The organism is Streptomyces aureus (assembly GCF_001418135.1).
Taxonomy (GTDB): Bacteria; Actinomycetota; Actinomycetes; order Streptomycetales; family Streptomycetaceae; genus Streptomyces; species Streptomyces aureus_A.
In genome coordinates, this window is record NZ_LIPQ01000616.1 from 3,774 (window position 1) to 4,103 (window position 330).

Consider the following 330-nt stretch of genomic DNA (forward strand, 5'->3'; position numbering starts at 1 on the left):
GCCGGCGATGGGGTGGAGCAGCGCGTGGCCGTCCTCGACCTTGACGAGGGCCTCGGGGCTGGATCCGACGACGTCGAAGCCGTTCTCGAAGCGGAAGAGGTACATGTACGGGGACGGGTTGGTGGCCCGCAGGACCCGGTACACGTCGAGCGCGGAGGCGGTGCAGGGGGTCTCGAAGCGCTGCGAGGGAACGACCTGGAAGGCCTCGCCGGCCCGGATGCGCTCCTTGATGTCCTCGACGGCGTCCTGGTAGGCCGGTCCGCCCCAGAGCGCGGAGAACTCGGGGAGTTCGGAGGCGGGCAGGGCGGTGGGGGCGGACCGGCCTACCAG

General features: G+C 71.5%; 1 pseudogene. It reads right to left on the minus strand.

Annotation, left to right across the window (positions count from 1 at the left end):
* A pseudogene (locus AOK00_RS41005) lies at positions 1-330 on the minus strand (chorismate-binding protein); the annotation flags it as partial.